This window comes from Flavobacterium sp. GW821-FHT12A05, from assembly GCF_058807735.1.
The window spans coordinates 339,848-358,430 of sequence record NZ_JBXAQY010000001.1; the positions used below are offsets into that span (position 1 = coordinate 339,848).

Annotated in this window: 18 protein-coding genes; 3 read left to right on the forward strand and 15 right to left on the reverse strand. The window is 33.5% G+C overall.

Annotated features, from left to right (window positions below; all coding sequences use genetic code 11):
• Nucleotides 1–320: 320 nt before the first annotated feature.
• Nucleotides 321–1,514, forward strand: a complete 1,194-nt coding sequence (sucC, locus tag AC1RRQ_RS01215; protein ID WP_493020622.1) for an ADP-forming succinate--CoA ligase subunit beta — start codon at nt 321–323, stop codon at nt 1,512–1,514.
• Between the two features lie 210 nt (nt 1,515–1,724).
• Here the strand turns inward: sucC and AC1RRQ_RS01220 are convergent, their stop codons facing one another.
• A complete protein-coding gene (locus tag AC1RRQ_RS01220) occupies nt 1,725–2,525 on the reverse strand; it encodes a DUF5694 domain-containing protein (protein ID WP_493020624.1) in 801 nt (266 codons plus the stop codon).
• A gap of 222 nt (nt 2,526–2,747) precedes the next feature.
• On the opposite strand from AC1RRQ_RS01220, the gene AC1RRQ_RS01225 reads away from it, so the two are divergent.
• Both AC1RRQ_RS01225 and AC1RRQ_RS01230 read left to right on the forward strand, forming a co-directional pair.
• Complete coding sequence (locus tag AC1RRQ_RS01225) at nt 2,748–3,788, forward strand: sensor histidine kinase (protein WP_493020626.1); 1,041 nt, start codon at nt 2,748–2,750, stop codon at nt 3,786–3,788.
• A 3-nt stretch (nt 3,789–3,791) separates the two neighbouring features.
• On the forward strand, nt 3,792–4,499 hold the full coding sequence (locus tag AC1RRQ_RS01230) for a LytR/AlgR family response regulator transcription factor (protein ID WP_493020628.1): 708 nt from the start codon (nt 3,792–3,794) through the stop codon (nt 4,497–4,499).
• A 153-nt stretch (nt 4,500–4,652) separates the two neighbouring features.
• Here AC1RRQ_RS01230 and AC1RRQ_RS01235 read toward each other — a convergent pair whose 3' ends face one another.
• The 14 genes from AC1RRQ_RS01235 to AC1RRQ_RS01300 form a co-directional block, all read right to left on the reverse strand.
• Nucleotides 4,653–5,120 (reverse strand): DUF1456 family protein, encoded by a 468-nt coding sequence (locus AC1RRQ_RS01235; protein ID WP_493020630.1) that lies wholly within the window; start codon nt 5,118–5,120, stop codon nt 4,653–4,655.
• 127 nt (nt 5,121–5,247) lie between these two features.
• The gene (locus AC1RRQ_RS01240) at nt 5,248–6,273 is read right to left on the reverse strand and encodes an aminotransferase class I/II-fold pyridoxal phosphate-dependent enzyme (protein ID WP_493020632.1); all 1,026 of its coding nucleotides are present in this window, start codon (nt 6,271–6,273) and stop codon (nt 5,248–5,250) included.
• A 2-nt stretch (nt 6,274–6,275) separates the two neighbouring features.
• Nucleotides 6,276–7,286, reverse strand: coding sequence for a dipeptide epimerase (locus tag AC1RRQ_RS01245; protein ID WP_493020634.1), 1,011 nt, complete (start codon nt 7,284–7,286; stop codon nt 6,276–6,278).
• Between the two features lie 50 nt (nt 7,287–7,336).
• Nucleotides 7,337–8,566, reverse strand: a complete 1,230-nt coding sequence (locus AC1RRQ_RS01250) for a hypothetical protein (RefSeq protein WP_493020636.1) — start codon at nt 8,564–8,566, stop codon at nt 7,337–7,339.
• A 113-nt stretch (nt 8,567–8,679) separates the two neighbouring features.
• The gene (gene uvrB / locus AC1RRQ_RS01255) at nt 8,680–10,671 is read right to left on the reverse strand and encodes an excinuclease ABC subunit UvrB (RefSeq protein WP_493020638.1); all 1,992 of its coding nucleotides are present in this window, start codon (nt 10,669–10,671) and stop codon (nt 8,680–8,682) included.
• 47 nt (nt 10,672–10,718) lie between these two features.
• Complete coding sequence (locus AC1RRQ_RS01260; RefSeq protein WP_493020640.1) at nt 10,719–11,660, reverse strand: alpha/beta fold hydrolase; 942 nt, start codon at nt 11,658–11,660, stop codon at nt 10,719–10,721.
• 90 nt (nt 11,661–11,750) lie between these two features.
• Nucleotides 11,751–11,981 (reverse strand): uroporphyrinogen decarboxylase, encoded by a 231-nt coding sequence (locus AC1RRQ_RS01265; protein WP_493020642.1) that lies wholly within the window; start codon nt 11,979–11,981, stop codon nt 11,751–11,753.
• Between the two features lie 127 nt (nt 11,982–12,108).
• Entirely contained in the window at nt 12,109–12,264 is a 156-nt protein-coding gene (locus AC1RRQ_RS01270; RefSeq protein ID WP_493020644.1) for a hypothetical protein, read from the reverse strand.
• Between the two features lie 5 nt (nt 12,265–12,269).
• Nucleotides 12,270–13,220, reverse strand: coding sequence for a 23S rRNA (adenine(1618)-N(6))-methyltransferase RlmF (rlmF, locus tag AC1RRQ_RS01275; protein WP_493020646.1), 951 nt, complete (start codon nt 13,218–13,220; stop codon nt 12,270–12,272).
• Nucleotides 13,221–13,486: 266 nt separating this feature from the next.
• Nucleotides 13,487–14,149, reverse strand: a complete 663-nt coding sequence (locus tag AC1RRQ_RS01280) for a thiamine diphosphokinase (RefSeq protein WP_493020648.1) — start codon at nt 14,147–14,149, stop codon at nt 13,487–13,489.
• Between the two features lie 117 nt (nt 14,150–14,266).
• Entirely contained in the window at nt 14,267–14,707 is a 441-nt protein-coding gene (locus AC1RRQ_RS01285; RefSeq protein ID WP_493020650.1) for a DinB family protein, read from the reverse strand.
• Nucleotides 14,708–14,751: 44 nt separating this feature from the next.
• Nucleotides 14,752–15,234 carry a GyrI-like domain-containing protein gene (locus AC1RRQ_RS01290; RefSeq protein ID WP_493020652.1) on the reverse strand — a complete coding sequence of 161 codons (483 nt, stop codon included), beginning with the start codon at nt 15,232–15,234 and terminating at the stop codon, nt 14,752–14,754.
• Nucleotides 15,235–15,237: 3 nt separating this feature from the next.
• A complete protein-coding gene (locus tag AC1RRQ_RS01295; RefSeq protein ID WP_493020654.1) occupies nt 15,238–16,065 on the reverse strand; it encodes a DUF4249 domain-containing protein in 828 nt (275 codons plus the stop codon).
• Between the two features lie 37 nt (nt 16,066–16,102).
• Nucleotides 16,103–18,484 carry a TonB-dependent receptor gene (locus AC1RRQ_RS01300; protein WP_493020656.1) on the reverse strand — a complete coding sequence of 794 codons (2,382 nt, stop codon included), beginning with the start codon at nt 18,482–18,484 and terminating at the stop codon, nt 16,103–16,105.
• Nucleotides 18,485–18,583 lie beyond the last annotated feature (99 nt).

Consider the following 18,583-nt stretch of genomic DNA (forward strand, 5'->3'; position numbering starts at 1 on the left):
CTTCTTAATTGATAATAATATTATATTAACCATTGCGAATTGATAAATTGACAATTCAGATTAAAATATATTAAGAAAAATCGCCGTAGGGCTAATAAATACGGTGATGTTTTTGTTAAATATCAAACGTTTTAGTGGTTTTCCGTTAACTTTAACAAATTGTTTAGTTAACTATTTCTTTGCGTTCAAAAAGAATAAACGTTTAATACCTATAGGTGCTGTTTTTTTAATAGAAAAAGATTTTACTATTAAGTTGTATTTTGTTACTTTTGTCCCACTTTTATTCTGAAATAAATTCAGAACCAGACAAATTCTATATTATGAACATACACGAATATCAAGGAAAAGAAATTTTAGCGAGTTACGGAGTACGCATTCAACGCGGAATTGTGGCTAATAATGCAGTTGAAGCTGTGGCTGCTGCAAAACAATTAACTGCCGAGACTGGTACAGGATGGCACGTAATTAAAGCACAAATTCACGCAGGTGGTCGTGGAAAAGGTGGTGGAGTTAAACTTGCTAAAAATTTACAACAAGTTGAAGAAATTGCAGGACAAATTATCGGAATGCAATTAATTACACCTCAAACTTCTGCTGAGGGTAAAAAAGTAAACAAAGTTTTAGTTGCCGAAGATGTTTACTATCCTGGTGAAAGTGAAACTTCTGAATTTTATGTTTCTGTTTTATTGAATAGAGCTACAGGACGCAACATGATTATGTATTCTACTGAAGGTGGAATGGATATTGAAGAAGTTGCTGAGCACACTCCTCATTTAATCTTTACTGAAGAAATCGATCCATCTGTTGGATTACAAGGTTTCCAAGCTAGAAGAATTGCCTTTAACTTAGGTCTTTCTGGAAATGCTTTCAAAGAAATGGTTAAATTCATCGATGCACTTTACAATGCTTACATTGGTTCTGATGCTTCTATGTTCGAAATCAACCCAGTTTTAAAAACTTCTGATAACAAAATTTTAGCTGTTGATGCTAAAGTTAACATCGACGATAACGCTTTATACAGACAACCTAAATATGCTGAAATGAGAGATATCCGTGAGGAGAATCCAATCGAAGTTGAAGCTAAAGAAGTTGGTCTTAACTATGTTGACCTTGACGGTACTGTAGGATGTATGGTAAACGGAGCTGGTCTTGCAATGGCAACAATGGACTTAATTAAATACGCTGGTTTTGAGCCTGCTAACTTCTTAGACGTTGGTGGAACTGCTGATGCAAAACGTGTTGAAACTGCTTTCAGAATTATCTTGAAAGATCCAAACGTAAAAGCGATCTTAATTAATATCTTCGGAGGAATCGTTCGTTGTGACCGTGTTGCTCAAGGTGTTGTTGATGCTTACAAAAACATGGGAGACGCTATCAATGTGCCAATCATCGTTCGTTTGCAAGGAACAAATGCTGAAATTGCAAAAGAATTAATTGACAATTCTGGTATGCCAATCTTATCAGCTGTTCAATTCCAAGAAGCTGCTGACCAAGTTAAAGCTGCTCTTTCTTAATTAAATAAGAAATCAATTTATATAGAAAATCCATTCCGAAAGGAGTGGATTTTTTTTGTGATTTAACCGCAAAGCACGCAAGGATTTTAATCTGCAAAACTTAATACAAACGCAAGGTTCGCAAAGCTTTATCCATATAGCTTTGCGAACCTTGCGTTTATGTAGATTCTTATATGTAAAAATCCTTGCGTGCTTTGCGGTTAAAAAACACTATTTCAAAACAGTAGATAACTCCACAATTTCAAATTCTGGGTCATGTGCTAGAAATTCTCTCAGCATTGCAGCGTGTCCAGCTCCAAGTAAAACCATAATTTTATTGTCTTTGCTTTCGGTTAATTTTTGAACTAAAGAATACATGTATAAGTTTCTTTTATACCAATTTGAAACCAAAGAAGCTCCTGTAAAGTCGTCTGGATTTCCAGCTCTGTTTGCTACTTCTAAATACCATTGAATGTTATTTTCATTAGACGCTTTTTCATTGTAATAAAGCATAAGATCTGTTAAAGAACTTTTAGTCATTCTTTCGTTATTATCTTTTACAAACTTTTCTGTTGACTCCGTAGTTTTTTTTATTAAATCCTTCTGATTGGCTTTTTCCATTGACATCATTAAACTATCATAAGGAAAACGAGTACGATAATCAATTCCATACATCTTTTTGTGATTCAGTTTTTTAGCCGTACGTAATGCTAATTGAGTAATTTCATTTGCATCTTTTTTTAGTAAACTATCCGTATTTTTATTGTAATATTTATCTAAATCGGCTTGTTTGCTAAATTTCCATTCTACAAATATTTTATCCGGACCAAATTTCTTGATTTTGTTACTTATTACTTCGAGTTCCTTTTGGCTCTTTTCAGACATTATATCAAAAGTATTTATCTTGGCGACATCATGACCTGGATTTGCGTAATGAAAAGTTCCAATTAGTAATATTTGTTTTTTCTTAGCTTGCTGCGCAGAAGTGATACTAAATGTTACAAGGGCTAATAATAGAATAATTTTTTGCATGGTATTTTTGTTTTTAAATTCAATGCAAATGTATGGGCAGATTTAGAGCGTTTTTTCTGTTTTTGATGAACACCAGATTCTGTATGATTAACTCCGGAAATTCCTCTTTCAAAATTTTCATATAAAGTTTTTCATGTTTCGTCACTAAAAAAATGAGGTTTTGTATAAACACGATTTTCATTTAAAGCCATAATCGTATTTTTGATCTTATAACCCGTATTTATGAAACTCAAAATTCCTTTTTATTATCATATTGTTCTTTTCCTTGGATTGTTTTTAACTTATTTACTTTGGGATTACGGCATTAACGATAAAGCAAAAATAGTACAGCATACCAGGCTTTATTTATGGATTACATCAACATTTTTTCTTTCTGTTTTTATCGTTTACGTCATAAACTTTTATACGTTTTGTGATTGGTTCCTGCATAAAAAGAAAATTCATTTTTACTTTTTAAGTATCCCCTTTTCATTATTAATTTTTGCAGGTGTTCGCTACGTAATTCAGGAAGTTATTGTGTATCATATTATCGGAATACATAATTATGATGTACGCGATTTAGAATGGGGATATTACATTCGTGATAATTTCTTTTTTGGACTTCCGGCTGTTATTTTTAGTGCCTTGAGTTATTTGTTTTGGCAGTTTCAAACTACGCAGCAGTACAATCAGGAATTGCTTTTGGAGAATAAAAAAGCCGAATTTCAAATGCTGAAAGCGCAGGTTAGTCCGCATTTTTTGTTTAATACACTGAATTCATTTTACAGTCAGTTGATTTTAAAAGATGACGAAATGGCTTCGGATGTTTTGGTACTTTCGGATTTACTTCGTTATGTAATTACCGAAACAGAGAAAGATGAAGCCATACTTTCAAAAGAAATTCAGTTTATTCAGAATTATATTCATTTACAAAAAAAACGTTTTGAAGATCAGCTTTATCTTGATTTTTCTGTTGAAGGAAACTACGGGACAGAAAAGATTTTATCCTCGGCTTTAATTCATTTTATTGAAAATGTTTTTAAACACGGAAAACTGAATAATCCTGAACAAAAGGCCAATATTGCTATAAAAATAAAAGAAGATTTTTTGGAGATTTCGACCTTTAATTATTGTGTAAACGGCGAGAACTATTCTTCAACCGGAATTGGTTTCGAAAACCTCATAAAAAGGCTCGAATATACGTATAAAGACAAATTTGTTCTTGAAAAAACCGAAGAAAATAATACCTTTAAAACTTACCTAAAAATACCACTAAAAAAATAATATATGGCTTTTAAATGTATCATTCTGGATGATGAACCGCCTGCAACGCGTATTCTTGAAAATTATATTGATAAAGTTAATTTTCTCGAAAAAGCCGGTGTTTTTCATGACTCCTTAAAAGCATTGGAGTTTTTAAATACGCAGACTGTCGATGTTATTTTTTTAGATATTCAAATGCCTCAATTAACAGGTTTACAGATTTCAAGAATCATTTCAAAAGATATAAAAGTCATTTTTACAACAGCTTACCCTGATTTTGCTTTAGAAGGTTTCGAATTAAACGCAGTTGATTATTTATTAAAACCAATTGCATTCGAACGATTTTATCAGGCAATTTCTAAGCTCAATGCTGAAACAAAAACGGTTGTTTCAAGTCAGAATAATGCTCCCGATTTTTTATTTGTTAAAACAGATGGAAAGAATAAGTTTCAGAAGATTTTCCTGAGTGATATTTTATATGTCGAAAGTCTGCAGAATTATGTTTGCATTCATACTTCAAAACAACAGGTTATTACGCATTCTTCTTTAAAAAATATAGCAGAGTCACTCCCCGAAAATGATTTTATCCAGATACAAAAATCGTATGTTGTTTCTTTACAGCATATTGAATCAACAGATAATTTTTCGGTATTTATAAATGGAAAAGAACTTCCAATTGGGGCGACTTTTAAAGATGCTTTTTTTGATAAAATAGAGGAGAATAAGATGTAGATTTTTAACCGCAAAGCACGCAAAGATTTTTTACTTAGGATTGAGAATACAAACGCAAAGTTCGCAAAGCTTATCTATATAACTTTGCGAACTTTGCGTTTATATTTAGTTTTTTAAGTAAGAACCTTGCGTTCTTTGCGGTTAAATCCTCAATTACGATTTTTTCTTATTACCGTTTTTGAAAACCACTTTTTCTACAACAGATTGTTTTCCATTTCCTTTTGGGAATGTTTTCTTTTTAGGTTTTCCTGCTGATGAACCTGACTTTGATGAACTTTGATCACCTCTGTACTTTTCTGAATCTTTTGGAGCCGCTTTAAATTCTGGTCTTTCTTTAGAAGTTTCTTTCTTTGGAATTTCCGCTTTATGTTTCGCTAAAACGTCTGTTGGATTTTTAGGATTTTCTTTCGTTCCTCTTAAATGAATCACCAATCCGTTTAAGAAGTTTCTTAAAACCTGATCGCCGCATTCCATATAATTTGGATGATCTTCGGCTCTAAAAAAAGCGCCTAATTCTGATTTTGAAATTCTAAAATCTACCAGTTCTAAAATTTCAACTATTTGGTCATCACGGAGCATCAAAGCCACGCGAAGTTTTTTAAGTATATCGTTATTTGTCATCGTTTATTTTTTACAAAGGTACGTTTTAAAAGCAAAGATTTGGAGTCTTTTTTTTGCCACAAATTACACAAATTTGCACTAATTCATTTTTAAAATTTTAATTCGTGAAAATTTGTGTAATTCGTGGCTATTTTTTATGATTTAAAACCTGAATTAACTTATCTAAATCTTCTTTTAAATGGTTTGCTGTAATTACAATTCGATTTAAAGGTTTTGCTTCTTTTGTGTATTTAAAACTGGCAATAATAATTTTTTCAGACTTTAATTTTTCTACTAACTCATTTGATAATAAATAAATTAAAGGATAGTTTTTGTCGAATATGATAGTACTGTTTTTAATTAAAATCGAATCTAAGTAACTTAAATTGTCTTTTAATTTTTGATGCTGCATTTTATAAATTTCTGCAGCTTCCGAAAGCGTTTGTACAAAAGCAGGATTCATTCCCGCTGCGCTTGTGAAAGTTTCGATTTCTTTTATTTCGTTAATGAATTCAAAATCTGATGCAATAACGCCACCTGTTAATCCAAAAGCTTTTCCGAGAGACGAAACCAGGATTTTTCTTTTAATGGGATATTGAATTGAAGCATAAATTCCAGAACCATTTTCGTTTACAATTCCCAACGAATGCGATTCGTCAATAACTAATGTAATTTCTTTTTGATTTGAAATTTCCTTTAAAAAAGATAAATCAACAGGCTGAGTTTGAAATGAAGGAACGCCGTCCGTAAGAATCGTTATTTTTTCTGGTTTTGAATCTAATAAACGATCATTTAGTTTATTGTTTACAAATACAGGAAGACTATTTTCAGTCTGTATAGCCGAATGAATTTCATTTACATGATAAAAACAATCGCTTTGCTTTTTCAGCTTTTCCAGAACCAGTTTCCCGGCCAGCATTCCAGAAGAAACAGTAACAGTACTTTCTGATCCAATATGTGATGCCAAAAAGTTTTCGCCTGCATCATAAGCACTTAATTTGATGTTGGCCGTTCTGGAACTTCCGTAAGTAGTTCCCCAATTTAGAATGTTTTGTACAACCAAATCCTGAAAACGTTTGTTTGTTGGCAAACCTAAATAAGCGGTGCCGCCAAAATACAAATATTGTTTCTGGTTAATTTCAATAACTCTATCGGGAAATTTTTCTACTATCATTTTTATAGAAGTGTAACTCCGGTTCCGTTAAGATTAGAATAGCTTACAACGCCATCTTTTATAGTTACTCCAGTTGCAATATCTTCTGCCAGAAGAAGCGCACCATCCATATCTACATAATCAAGCTGAGGCAGTAAATGTGCAATTGCCGAAATTCCAACAGTAGATTCGGTCATACAGCCTACCATTGTTTTTAAGCCCAGTTTTTTGGCTTCTTCAATCATTCGTTTTCCTGGAGTTAAACCGCCGCATTTTACCAATTTGACATTTACGCCATGAAAATGATTGAAACATTTCGCTACATCTTCTTCAATAATACAGCTTTCATCGGCAATTACAGGAAGAGCAGAATGTTTAAAAACTTCTTTGTGACCTTCCCAATTGTCGGCTTTCATAGGCTGTTCTAAAAACTCAACGCCCAGTTTTTTTAGTTCAATAGAATTATTAATGGTTTGTTCAACTCCCCAGCCGCAGTTGGCATCAATTCTAAAAATGGCATTGGTGTGTTTTCTAAGCTCTTTTACAATTTCGATATCTTCTTTAGTTCCTAATTTAATTTTATAAATAGGCCACGGAAGTTCCTGCATTTTGGAAACCATTTTATCTATAGAAGCAATTCCGATGGTATAATCTGTAAGCGGATTTTTTTCGGTTGTGTAGTTCCATAATTCGTATAACTTTTTGCCTTTTTTACGGGCATACAAATCATTATAAGCCAAATCTAAAGCGCAAAGAGCAAACATATCGTCTTTTAAATGCGGATAGATTTTGGCCCAAAATGCATCTGGAGTTTCATTTTCTGTGCTTTCGATAATGCTTCTTATTTTTTCCAAATCCTGCATCATCATGGGCACAGTCGTATTGTAATACGGATTTGAAGTGGCTTCTCCAAAACCAGAAAATCCTTCGCTTTGCAATTCAACAATCAAAGAAGGCTGGAAATCAATAGATTCTCTTGAAATGGTAAAAGTATGTTTTAGCTTGAGATTATATTCTCTTAAAATTAATTTCATGGTTAATAAACTTGTTTTTGAGTTTTTTGTTTGGTTTAAAAAATAGAATTTCAGCTCTTTTTAATGGACATTTTTACGCCTATTCCAGTTTGTAAATCGGGTGCATTATCTAAATTTAAATCTTCCCTAAGGTAAACAAAATATGAGAATCGTTTCGTAGAATAGGTACAAATAAAACTCCATCCTTCTACATCTTCGTATAAGTGTGAAATTGTTTTCTGCCAATGGGTATTTATTCTTTCCCCGGTTAACACCATATAATCCAAGTCTTTTTTCTTGTTATAAGAATTTTGAAAATTATAATTGATGCCATAAGAAATTCGGTTGTTGTTTCTCAGTCTTACTTTGTAATCAATCAGCCCTTCAAAACTGCAGAAAAAATCCTGATTGCTTATGTTTACTCCGTCTCCGTATTCTAAAACATGCTGACGTAAAACTCCCGCGCTTAAGCCAAAACTTAAAATGTTTTTATTTTTGATGATCATTTTTTTTAGAATAGAAGAAGAAACTCCAAAATCGGCAGCGGGATTGTATCTGGAAGTATTGATGCCCAGTTGTGCGCCAAAATTCAAATAAATATGATGTTTTTTATTCATTTCTAATTTGGGATAATAGGTATAATTCAGATCAATTCCCGAAATCATAAAATCATTATTATCCATTTTTAGAACCTTATCGTTTTCGTCTTTATATACTATTCCGGCCTTATTTATACCGTAATGATATCTTGAAAACGGATCTTTTCCGCCGGCAATATTACGATGAAACCATTCAATAAATTCATCCGAAGTAAAAACAGAAAATGGATATTTCCCCCGATCAAGTGAATTGGCTCTTAAACTGAAATTAAGTTCATGATTAACCGTCAGCGGTAATATAAAATTGAATCGATAGGAGCGGATAACACCATCGGCTATAAATTCTTTGGTTTTGGAAGGTGATTTGTCTAAATCGAATGCATACTCACGCACGTGCCAAACCAAATTTTTAGACTTTTCGCGATCATTAGGATCGGTTAGTTCGTATGATTTTACATAAGGAAGCACCACATTTCCGCTTGAAACTTCAAACGAAAAGGAATATTTATCCGGAGAACGAACATTAAAATTATGGTTTAATCTGGAAATGAAAATTCCAAAAGGATGTGTAGAAAGTGTATAAGGTTTTATAATATCTGAAGAATTCTCTATTTCATGATTCCAAAAATCATCCTGATTGGACTGTGCCGAGGAAAAGAGATTAAAAATTAAAAAAATAAAAAAGAGTAAATAATATTTCATTTTAGAATTTAAAAATTTTGTTAAATCTAATAATTTTAAAAATATTAGATTCGATAATTTTTAAAAAATGAATTTCTTTATTTACTCTTTTTAACTTTTTTAAAACAAAGCGGTTAAGCCAATTGTTCCTGTAGTTTTTTAATATCGTCACGAAGTTTGGCTGCCTGCATAAAGTCAAGTTCTTTAGCTGCTTTTTCCATTGATTTTCGTTTTTCGCGAATCATTTTTTCTAATTCTGCTTTAGATAAATAAGCAGTTTCAGGTTCGGCGGCAGATGGTAAAGTATGTCCTAATTCGTATTCTACCAAAGGATTTTTAGTAAATGCGCTGTCTATTTTTTTGTTTAATGCCTGAGGCGTAATTCCGTTTTCGGTATTAAAATTAATTTGTTTTGTTCTTCTATAAGTAGTTTCGTCGATTGTTCGCTGCATACTTGCCGTAATTTTATCGGCATACATAATCGCTTTACCATTTAAGTTTCTCGCTGCACGACCAATAGTTTGAGTCAAAGATCTGTGATTTCTTAAAAAACCTTCTTTATCGGCATCTAAAATAGCAACAAGTGAAACCTCGGGTAAATCCAAACCTTCACGAAGTAAGTTTACTCCAATTAAAACATCAAAAATACCTTTTCGTAAATCCTGCATGATTTCGATACGCTCCAAAGTATCAACTTCAGAATGAATGTAACGGCAGCGAATATTTACTTTAGTTAAGTATTTTGCCAGTTCTTCGGCCATTCTTTTGGTTAAAGTGGTCACTAAAACTCTTTCGTCTAATTCGCATCGAACCTGAATTTCTTCGATTAAATCATCGATCTGATTTAAACTTGGGCGAACCTCAATAACAGGATCTAATAATCCTGTCGGACGAATAATTTGTTCTACATAAATACCATCTGATTTCTGTAATTCATAATCGGCCGGAGTAGCCGAAACGTAAATTACTTGATTTTGCAGCGCTTCGAATTCTTCAAATTTCAAAGGTCGGTTATCCATTGCGGCCGGTAATCTAAAACCGTATTCTACCAGGTTTTCTTTACGGCTGCGGTCGCCTCCGTACATGGCATGAACCTGCGAAACAGTTACGTGGCTTTCGTCAACAACCATTAAAAAATCATTCGGGAAATAATCTAAAAGACAGAAAGGTCGGGTTCCAGCTTGTCTTCCGTCAAGATAACGCGAATAATTCTCAATTCCGGAACAATAACCCAATTCGCGGATCATTTCTAAATCGAAATTGGTTCTTTCTTCCAGACGTTTGGCTTCTAAATGTTTGCCTATTTCTTTAAAATAATCAACTTGTTTAACCAAATCTTGTTGAATTTCCCAAATAGCGCCTTGTAAAACTTCTGGAGAAGTCACAAACATATTGGCAGGATAGATGGTAAGTCGTTTGAATTTCTCAATAACCTGAGAAGTTTTGACATCAAAAGATTCTATTTCTTCGATTTCATCTCCAAAAAAGTGAATTCGATAAGCGTCATCAGCATAACTTGGATATACTTCAACCGTATCGCCTTTAATCCTGAAAGTTCCCGGATTAAAATCGGCTTCGGTTCTGGCGTATAAACTCTGCACCAGACTATGAAGGAGTTTGGTTCTCGAAATAACCTGATCTCTGGTAACTTCGATTACGTTTTTCTTAAACTCAACGGGATTTCCAATACCATATAAACAAGAAACGGAAGCTACAACCAAAACATCACGACGCCCGGAAAGCAGGGAAGAAGTGGTGCTTAAACGCATCTTTTCAAGCTCTTCGTTGATAGATAAATCTTTTTCAATAAAAACTCCCGTTACGGGCATAAAAGCTTCTGGCTGATAATAATCGTAGTAAGAAACGAAATATTCAACCGCATTATTTGGGAAAAACTGTTTGAACTCAGAATACAACTGTGCCGCCAAGGTTTTGTTGTGTGCCAAAACCAAAGTAGGACGCTGTACTTCCTGAATAACATTGGCCACAGTAAATGTTTTACCGGACCCTGTAACCCCTAATAAAGTTTGATATTTTTCTCCGTCGACAACGCCTTGCGCCAATTTTTGTATGGCTTGAGGCTGATCTCCTTTTGGACTATAATCTGAAGTTACTTGGAAATTCATTTTTTATTGATGAAAAGTTGGTTTTGTAAAGATACAAAGTTTCAATGCTATTCTAAAAAATTAATAATCGCATCATTTGTAATTTTGGGCTGATCTATGGTCAGGAAATGCCCCGCATCTTTTATGATTTGAGTTTTGCTGTTGACTAAATATTTTTTTGCTCGTTCCAGACTTTCTTCGGAGTTGATAACGTCTTTATCGCCAATTAAAACCAAAACAGGATTTTGTATCGATTCTAATTCTTTGTCTGAAAACGGATGCATTTTAAACATACTCGAGTTTGATTTTGCATATTTATTGGCCAGATAAAATTGTCTTTTGTAAACCGGACTTATCTTTTCTGGATGTGTAGAAAACGTGTTCAATGTTTTACCGAATTTCTTTTCACTCGGGAAAAGTTTCAGCATTAATGCCGAAGTTGTTTTTCCGACTTTATCGATAAATTTAAAGGTCTGCGCCGGACTCAATAAAACTATTTTGTCTATTGAATTTGTTTTTTGTGAGGCCAGTAATGTTGCCATCCAGCCGCCTCTTGATGCGCCAATAATATCAAATTTCTTTAGTTTGTAATAGGTGAAAATTTCATTGTACCAAACCACAATTTCTTCAGAGGAAAGCGGTTTTGAAGTCAAGTTTGATTTTCCGGGTTCCATTAAAAAATCGATGGCATAAATACGATGATTTTTGGCTAAAGCCTTAATATTTGGATACCACATGGTTGAGCTGGCGTCCATTCCGTGAAGTAAAACCAAATCTTTTCCGTGCTTTGACCCGGCGATAATAACGTGTGCTGTTCCAAAACTGGTTTTTACGTTTTCTTCGGTATAAGGAATGTCCCAAAGTTTTAAAGCTTTGTCGTAAGCGGTTTGATAAGTTTGTTTTTCTGTTTTGGTTTCGAAAATATAATCATCAAATTTTGCTTTTTTGGTTGAAGCGCAACTTGTAACTAAAAGCAGTAATACTGCTAATCTGAAGTATAATTTAGGCATAGTAAATTTAATTTTGAAACTTAAAGTTACGATTATAGCAAATCAACGATGTATCAAAATTTTATTTTAAAATATCATAATTACAATCTGTTATGCTTTTTTAGATGTCAAATAATACACCTGAACCAAAGCCAAAATGGCATTTGGAATAATTACGGGCAAAAGCCATTGGTTAAGATCCCGATAATCGTTTAAGAAAATACCATAGATTACAAAACAAATGCAGCCAAACATATTAATGAATCTAATTGCTCTGAGGTTTTTCAACAAGAAACCTCCAACAATAAAAACAGAAGCGAGATAACCTATATATTCTGCCATAATATTGATTTTAAATAGTTTGTACTAAATGTAGCAAAAGCAAATTATAAAATCAAGGGTTGATTTTGAAAATCACATGTTTGATTGGCTTTAGAAGCGTTTTTGTGAAAAATAAAATTATAGTTTTTTAGGATTTATTTTTCCACTGTTCAATTTGGTTTTTTATCTCAATATGAGTGTAGTAAAAATCGTTTGTGATTTCTTCTTCGGCTAACTCCAGTTCTTTATTATATTGGTTTAATTCAGAATCCAAAATAAAAATAGTATCATCAACTTCTTTCATAATTCTTAAAATTTCCAAGATTTTTGTTCAGCATGATTTAAAAAGCTCCACGCCACAATACGACTATTTTTTTGTCCTTGCGACATTTCTATTGTTTTAACCGAAACGGCGTTTACCTTTTTTAAGGTTTTATAAATAGAAGAAAGATTTTCTTTTTTAGAAACCAAGGTTGTAAACCATAAAACCTGCGAAGCATATTTAGCACTTTCGTAAATCATTTGGGTTACAAAACCAATTTCGCCTCCATTACACCATAATTCGGCATTTTTACCTCCAAAGTTTAAAACAGGATTTGTGTTTTTTTTGTCCTTCGGATTTAAATTCGAGACTTTTCTTGAAGTGCTTTTGTTTGCTTCTTCTGCCGATGCATGAAAAGGCGGATTGCACATCGTGAATGTAAAACGGTCTTCCGGAATTATAATATTTTTGAAAATAAAACGAGATTCTGTCTGCTGCTGTAAACTTATCGCATCTATTAATCTTGGGTTTACTTCGATAATTTTACTGGCGTTTTCGATTGATGTTTTGTAAATATCGGTTGCGACAAAACTCCAATTGTAAATCGAATTTCCTAATATCGGATAGATTAAATTTGCACCTGTCCCGATATCAAGCCCCATAACAGAATTACCTTCTGGAATTTGTCCGTTATTCGTTTCGGCCAATAAATCGGCTATGTAGTGAATATAATCGGCACGACCGGGAATAGGCGGGCAAAGATAATCTTTGGGAATATCCCAGTTTTGAATATCATAATACGTTTGCAGTAAAGCTTTGTTTAATGTTTTTACAGCAAGCGGATTACTGAAATCTACAGTTTCAATTCCGAATTTGTTTATGGAAACAAAAGCTTTTAATTCAGGACAATTAGAAGTAAGAAGTTCGAAATCATATCGTGAACGATGAAGGTTTCTTGGATGTAAATTGTCTTTTTGTGAATTGTTTTCTGCTTTCATTTTGATTTATTTCTGTGCAAAGATAGGTATTCCTTTTTTGGGATTGAGAATTCCGAAGGAATGATAAATATTGTAGCAACGGATTTTAATCCGTTGAAATTAATTGACGATGTATAAATGAGTTCCATCGGTACGATTCATATTGTGTTTAAAAATGTACTGAACCTACGGTTCTTTAATTCTGATATGGATTTTTTTTAACCGGATTAAAATCCGGCCCTACAGAATTTATTGAGCCGATGGCTCTCTCTTGACTTAAAATGATATTAATCAAAACATTCCATTAACAATAAATCGCCGTTGGTATGAGAAATCGTTACAAGACCATCGTTTTCGACAGAATTACTGCTTCCGGTTCTGTAGCCCATTGTTAAGGTATCATTTTGGAGTGGATACTGTAAATTGGTAGAATAAATTCCGTTTACAACACCAATAGGAATCAATGAAATTGGCGTTTTAGCCGTATACCATTTTTCGAATTTTGTTGGAAGTAAAAATATTTTTGAATGATCGTCGAGAATTACAATTTTAAGTAAATCGCGGTAACGAACAATATTGGTTAAATTGGTAATGGTATGATCTGCACGTCTTCCGGTTGCCCAGACTACGTTTACGGCGGGAATTTTTCTTTTAACGAGATAATCAAAAGCTTTTTCTAAATCGGTTTTATCCTGATCCGGTGTGTGTACAATTTCGATAGGATATTGCGATGTTTTATAGATTTCGGGATCAAAACCACGATCAAAATCTCCTAAAAGTACATCGACTTTAATTCCTAATTCAGCCACCCTTTCCATTGCTGAATCTAAAACGATAACCAGCGGTGACCATTCCAGCAATTGTCCTAATAGTTCAGGATTGCAGGCGGCTCCATTTGCAATTATTAAAGCGGGTTCCTGATCGTCGCGAACTATATGGTGTGATGACATGTGATTTTTTTTGAATGTTGTGCAAAGGTACTGTTAGTATTTTAGAATTCAGATTTTAGATTTTAGATTTTTCAGCGCATTTCAAATAATCTAAAATCTACAATCTGCAATCTACAATCAAATCAGCCTTCGGTGGTAATTTATTTGTCCTAAATGATAGGCGAGATGTGTAGAAAGATGAACGAGGAAAAATCCGGTTGTCATTTCTTTTTCGAAAACAATCTGCGGATAAATGTCTTGTAAATCGGCTTCGGTTAAAGAATCTAAAGCATTATTTACCACTACAATAGTGTCTTCGATTTTCTCGATTAATTCTGATTTTGGAATATCTTTTAGAGAAAATTCTAAAGGACGGTTTCTAATGTAATCTGTTTTTCCAATTTCGGCTCCAATATAAGTATTGATGTTCCCAATTAAATGCAGGCAAAGGTTACCGCCAGAATTAGAAATATCGTTGTTTACTGCCCAAATTTGATTTTCGAATTCATACGATTCGATTTCAAATTTGAGCTTATTTAAATCTCTGTTAAAAAGTATTTTGAGTGTTTCGAGCAGCATGTTTTTTAGCTGAAAGTTAAGAAGAATAATTTACAGCCGGGAAATCAATCTCTATTTTTTATCGGAATCCAGATTTCTTCTTCAGATTCCGGATCGTCTTTTTTGTATTTATGATCCATTACAGCAAAATGTGGTCTGTCGTCTACCGTATATGCTGAATTTGGAAGCCATTCTGCAAAAATCGAATGATAGGTTTTGTGCCCTTCAGATGCAGGTCCGTAATGAACAAAAACAGCATATAAGCCATGAGGAATTACCAGTGTTTCAAAGTTTGCCGGAATTTGATCGTAATTTTCGACTTCTACAGCAGCCCATTTTTGAAATGGTTTAGCCGGATCAAAATTGTCAAAATGATTTGGAGAGAAAACTTCTAAAGAATACAAGTTCTCATCAACAACGTTTTTAATTTCCTTTCGTTTTGGCATAAAATTACTCCATAACTCAAATGTTTTGTTTTCGATGAAAGACATATCGATATGTTTTCCAATTAGCTTTTTTTCGGCTGCGGTTTTAATTTGTGCTTCCATTTTTTATTTTGTACTTATTTTATATTTAGCTGTAGAAGTTTCGCAAAGAGAGAAATAACCTAAAGGATAATTTTCTTTATTGGTTACATTGACAATATTTCCTTTTACGGTTGCAGGCGGAGATTGAAACGGCCCTCCAACATTGTTTCCGGCAATGCTGACTAAAATACTCATATAATTGTAGTATTGTTTTGAGATTCCAAAATGTGTGATTTCGATTTCATTTCCAATTTTTAAATCTTCGTCATCAGAAAGACTGAAAAATTCATTACCATTAAAAAATTTATCTTCATCTACATAAAAGGTTGATTTTATTTTATTGGAGTATACATATTTGTACAAATAAAAATTAGCGGCATCGGCAGGATCATTATAAAACGCTTTAATTTCAATATCTTTTCCTGTAAAACCGCCTTCGTTGTTTTGCTCGATTCGCATAATAGGTGCTACAGATTTTAAAGTTTCAGTTGCAATGTATCTACTTCCTCTGCTGACTACGGTTAAGGTATATTGCTCGTCGATAACAGGAACGAAATTATTGCAGATATATACACCGCTTTTTTTAACTTCTATAAAATTAAATTTGTCACCGCGACTGTTCTTTATATCGATAAGGGCACCGGAAACTGTTGGAATTACGTTTTCAAAATAACCGGTTGTTGTAGTCAGTTTTATGGTCTGCTCATTTCCAGTTGTGCCTTTCTCCCAATTGATAGCCGCTTCGATTACTAATTTTGGAGGTGCAGTATCTAAATCTACATCTACAACTTCCTCACAGCTTGCGAAGAAAAGCGATATAAAAAACACGATTAGTAAGATGGTTTTTTTCATAGTATATTTTTTATTTTCCTTTTACAGAAATGAATTTTTAAAATTTAAAATTATAACTCACAGCGGGTACAATTCCAAAAATGGATGTTTTAACGGCCTCGTTTACACCTGTATCAGAATTTTGCCTGAAGTTAATTGAGGCAGCATTCTGGCGGTTGTATAAATTGTAAATGCTGAAAACCCATTCGCCTTTCCAGTTTCTGTCTTTGTTTTTTCTAGGCGTTAAAGTTGCCGAAACATCTAAATGATGATAAGCAGGAAGTCGGTTTTCGTTTCGTAATCCGTAACTTGGAACTGTAATTCCGAGGTATACATACTGCCCGTTTGGATACGTAACCGGCTGTCCCGACTGTAAAGCAAAGTTAGCACCAAAAGACCATTTTTCGTTTAAGTTATAGGCCGATGTAATGGCTAAATTATGTCTTTTATCATAAGCAGAGCTGTACCATTGTCCGTTATTGATGCCCGTTTCTTCGGGAGTTCTTCCCGGTGTCTGCTGTTCTGATTTTGATAGCGTATACGAAATCCATCCGTTGAATTTGCCTTCGTTTTTCTTCAGCATAATTTCTAAACCATACGCCCGCATTCTTCCGTTCAGGATTACTTGTTCTATCGCGTTATTGGCAATTAAATCGGCACCGTCAATATAATCGAGTCTGTTTTGAATCTTTTTATAATAGGTTTCTACTTCTAAGGAATAAGCGCCATTTTTAATGTTTCTAAAATAACCCAAAGCCACCTGATCTGCAATTTGTGGTTTGATGTAATTATCGCTTGGCATCCAGACATCAAGCGGAGTAGGTGATGAGGTATTTGAAATTAATTGAAGATATTGTGCCATACGATTATAACTCGCTTTTATGGACTGATCGTCATTTAATTGATACGAAACGGCAAGTCTTGGCTCGAGATTGTTGTAATCTTTAATGACTTTATTTTTTCCGAAATATTGTGTTGAAGTGGGTGTTCCTTTTTCATAAATGCCCATGGCGGAGTTGAAAACTACCGGATTATTATTGTCGTAGTAGTTTATAGTAGAAGCGCCTAAACGATAAAATAAACTGTAACGCAAACCGTAAGCAACGGTGATTCGTTTAGAAAGCTGATTTTCGGCATCTAAATAAATAGAAGGTTCAAAGGCATATTTTTTATCCAGCTGATCCGGATTAATTCCAGAATCGATGCTGCTTGGTTTAATTGTTCCGGGATTAAACTGATAGTAAATTCCGTTTAAGCCATAATTCAATTTGAATTTATCCGAAATATAGTGTTTGAAATCGTATTTGATGTTGTAGTTTTTAATTCCTGAATCCCAATTGAAACCAACAAAATCCAAGTCAAGTCCGTAATAATAATCGCTGTAGATTAACGATAAATTAGAAAACAGTTTGTTAGAATATAAATGATTCCAGCGCAGGTTTAAAGTTGAATTTCCGTAAGTATTGGTAAAACTTTTATTTAAGCTGAAAACATCACGGCCAAAATATCCAGATAAGTATAAACTGTTATTATCGTTTAGTTTATAACTGAATTTTGCATTTAGATCGTAGAAATAAGCAGAATTGTCTTTGTTTTCTTCTGAAAGTTTTAAAAATAAATGAGCATACGAAGCGCGTCCTCCAATTAAAAAAGAACCCTTGTCTTTTACAATTGGACCTTCTACAAGAAGCCGGCTTGAGATTAAACCAATTCCTCCGTTTGCATGAAATTCTTTACTGCTTCCGTCTTTCTGATAAATTTCTAAAACAGAAGAAGCTCTTCCGCCAAATCGTGCCGGGATGCCGCCTTTGTATAATTTTAAATCTTTGATCGCATCCGGATTAAAAACCGAGAAAAATCCGAAAACGTGAGAGGAATTGAAAATAGTAGCTTCGTCTAATAGAATTAAATTTTGGTCAGCACCACCGCCGCGAACATTAAATCCAGAAGCGCCTTCTCCGGCATTGGTAACTCCGGGAAGTAATAAAATAGATTTTAAAACATCGACTTCGCCCATTACAACAGGCATTTTTTTAATCGCCGAAATCGAGAGTTTATTAACGCTCATTTCCGGCGATTTAATATTTAGTTTGCCTTTGTTGTCTTTAATAATTACTTCCTGAAGTTCTTCGCCGCTTTCGCTGATGGCAAAATTGTTTTTGGTATTTTGGTTTAGATTAATGGTCTGCTGAATGGTTTGGTAGCCTAAGTAACTAATTTCTATTTGATGTTCGCCTTTTGGGACTGTAATAGAATAAAAGCCGTATTCGTTTGTTGTGGTTCCAATTTTTAAAACCGGAATATATACGTTTACACCAATTAAAGTCTCGTTGTTTTTTGAATCTTTTATTGTACCGCTTAGCGTGAATTTATCCTGAGAAAAAGAAGTAAAAGTCGTAAAGAGAATAATTAGAAAAATATTGATTTTTTTTGTAATCATTGTTCTGGTTTTGATCTACATAGATAGTCATTCTTACTAAATATTACGTCCGGACTTTTGTTAAAGATAAGTTAAGAATAAAAAAAAGGACAACTTTGG

Coding starts and splice junctions, on each gene's coding strand:
- AC1RRQ_RS01245 (WP_493020634.1), bottom strand. CDS start 7,286: ATGAAATTAATTTTAAGAGAATATAATCTCAAGCTAAAACATACTTTT.
- AC1RRQ_RS01225 (WP_493020626.1), top strand. CDS start 2,748: ATGAAACTCAAAATTCCTTTTTATTATCATATTGTTCTTTTCCTTGGA.
- AC1RRQ_RS01265 (WP_493020642.1), bottom strand. CDS start 11,981: ATGGCAGAATATATAGGTTATCTCGCTTCTGTTTTTATTGTTGGAGGT.
- AC1RRQ_RS01295 (WP_493020654.1), bottom strand. CDS start 16,065: ATGAAAAAAACCATCTTACTAATCGTGTTTTTTATATCGCTTTTCTTC.
- AC1RRQ_RS01280 (WP_493020648.1), bottom strand. CDS start 14,149: ATGTCATCACACCATATAGTTCGCGACGATCAGGAACCCGCTTTAATA.
- AC1RRQ_RS01220 (WP_493020624.1), bottom strand. CDS start 2,525: ATGCAAAAAATTATTCTATTATTAGCCCTTGTAACATTTAGTATCACT.
- AC1RRQ_RS01250 (WP_493020636.1), bottom strand. CDS start 8,566: ATGAAATATTATTTACTCTTTTTTATTTTTTTAATTTTTAATCTCTTT.
- AC1RRQ_RS01235 (WP_493020630.1), bottom strand. CDS start 5,120: ATGACAAATAACGATATACTTAAAAAACTTCGCGTGGCTTTGATGCTC.
- AC1RRQ_RS01300 (WP_493020656.1), bottom strand. CDS start 18,484: ATGATTACAAAAAAAATCAATATTTTTCTAATTATTCTCTTTACGACT.
- sucC (WP_493020622.1), top strand. CDS start 321: ATGAACATACACGAATATCAAGGAAAAGAAATTTTAGCGAGTTACGGA.
- AC1RRQ_RS01260 (WP_493020640.1), bottom strand. CDS start 11,660: ATGCCTAAATTATACTTCAGATTAGCAGTATTACTGCTTTTAGTTACA.
- AC1RRQ_RS01270 (WP_493020644.1), bottom strand. CDS start 12,264: ATGAAAGAAGTTGATGATACTATTTTTATTTTGGATTCTGAATTAAAC.
- AC1RRQ_RS01290 (WP_493020652.1), bottom strand. CDS start 15,234: ATGGAAGCACAAATTAAAACCGCAGCCGAAAAAAAGCTAATTGGAAAA.
- rlmF (WP_493020646.1), bottom strand. CDS start 13,220: ATGAAAGCAGAAAACAATTCACAAAAAGACAATTTACATCCAAGAAAC.
- AC1RRQ_RS01240 (WP_493020632.1), bottom strand. CDS start 6,273: ATGATAGTAGAAAAATTTCCCGATAGAGTTATTGAAATTAACCAGAAA.
- AC1RRQ_RS01285 (WP_493020650.1), bottom strand. CDS start 14,707: ATGCTGCTCGAAACACTCAAAATACTTTTTAACAGAGATTTAAATAAG.
- AC1RRQ_RS01230 (WP_493020628.1), top strand. CDS start 3,792: ATGGCTTTTAAATGTATCATTCTGGATGATGAACCGCCTGCAACGCGT.
- uvrB (WP_493020638.1), bottom strand. CDS start 10,671: ATGAATTTCCAAGTAACTTCAGATTATAGTCCAAAAGGAGATCAGCCT.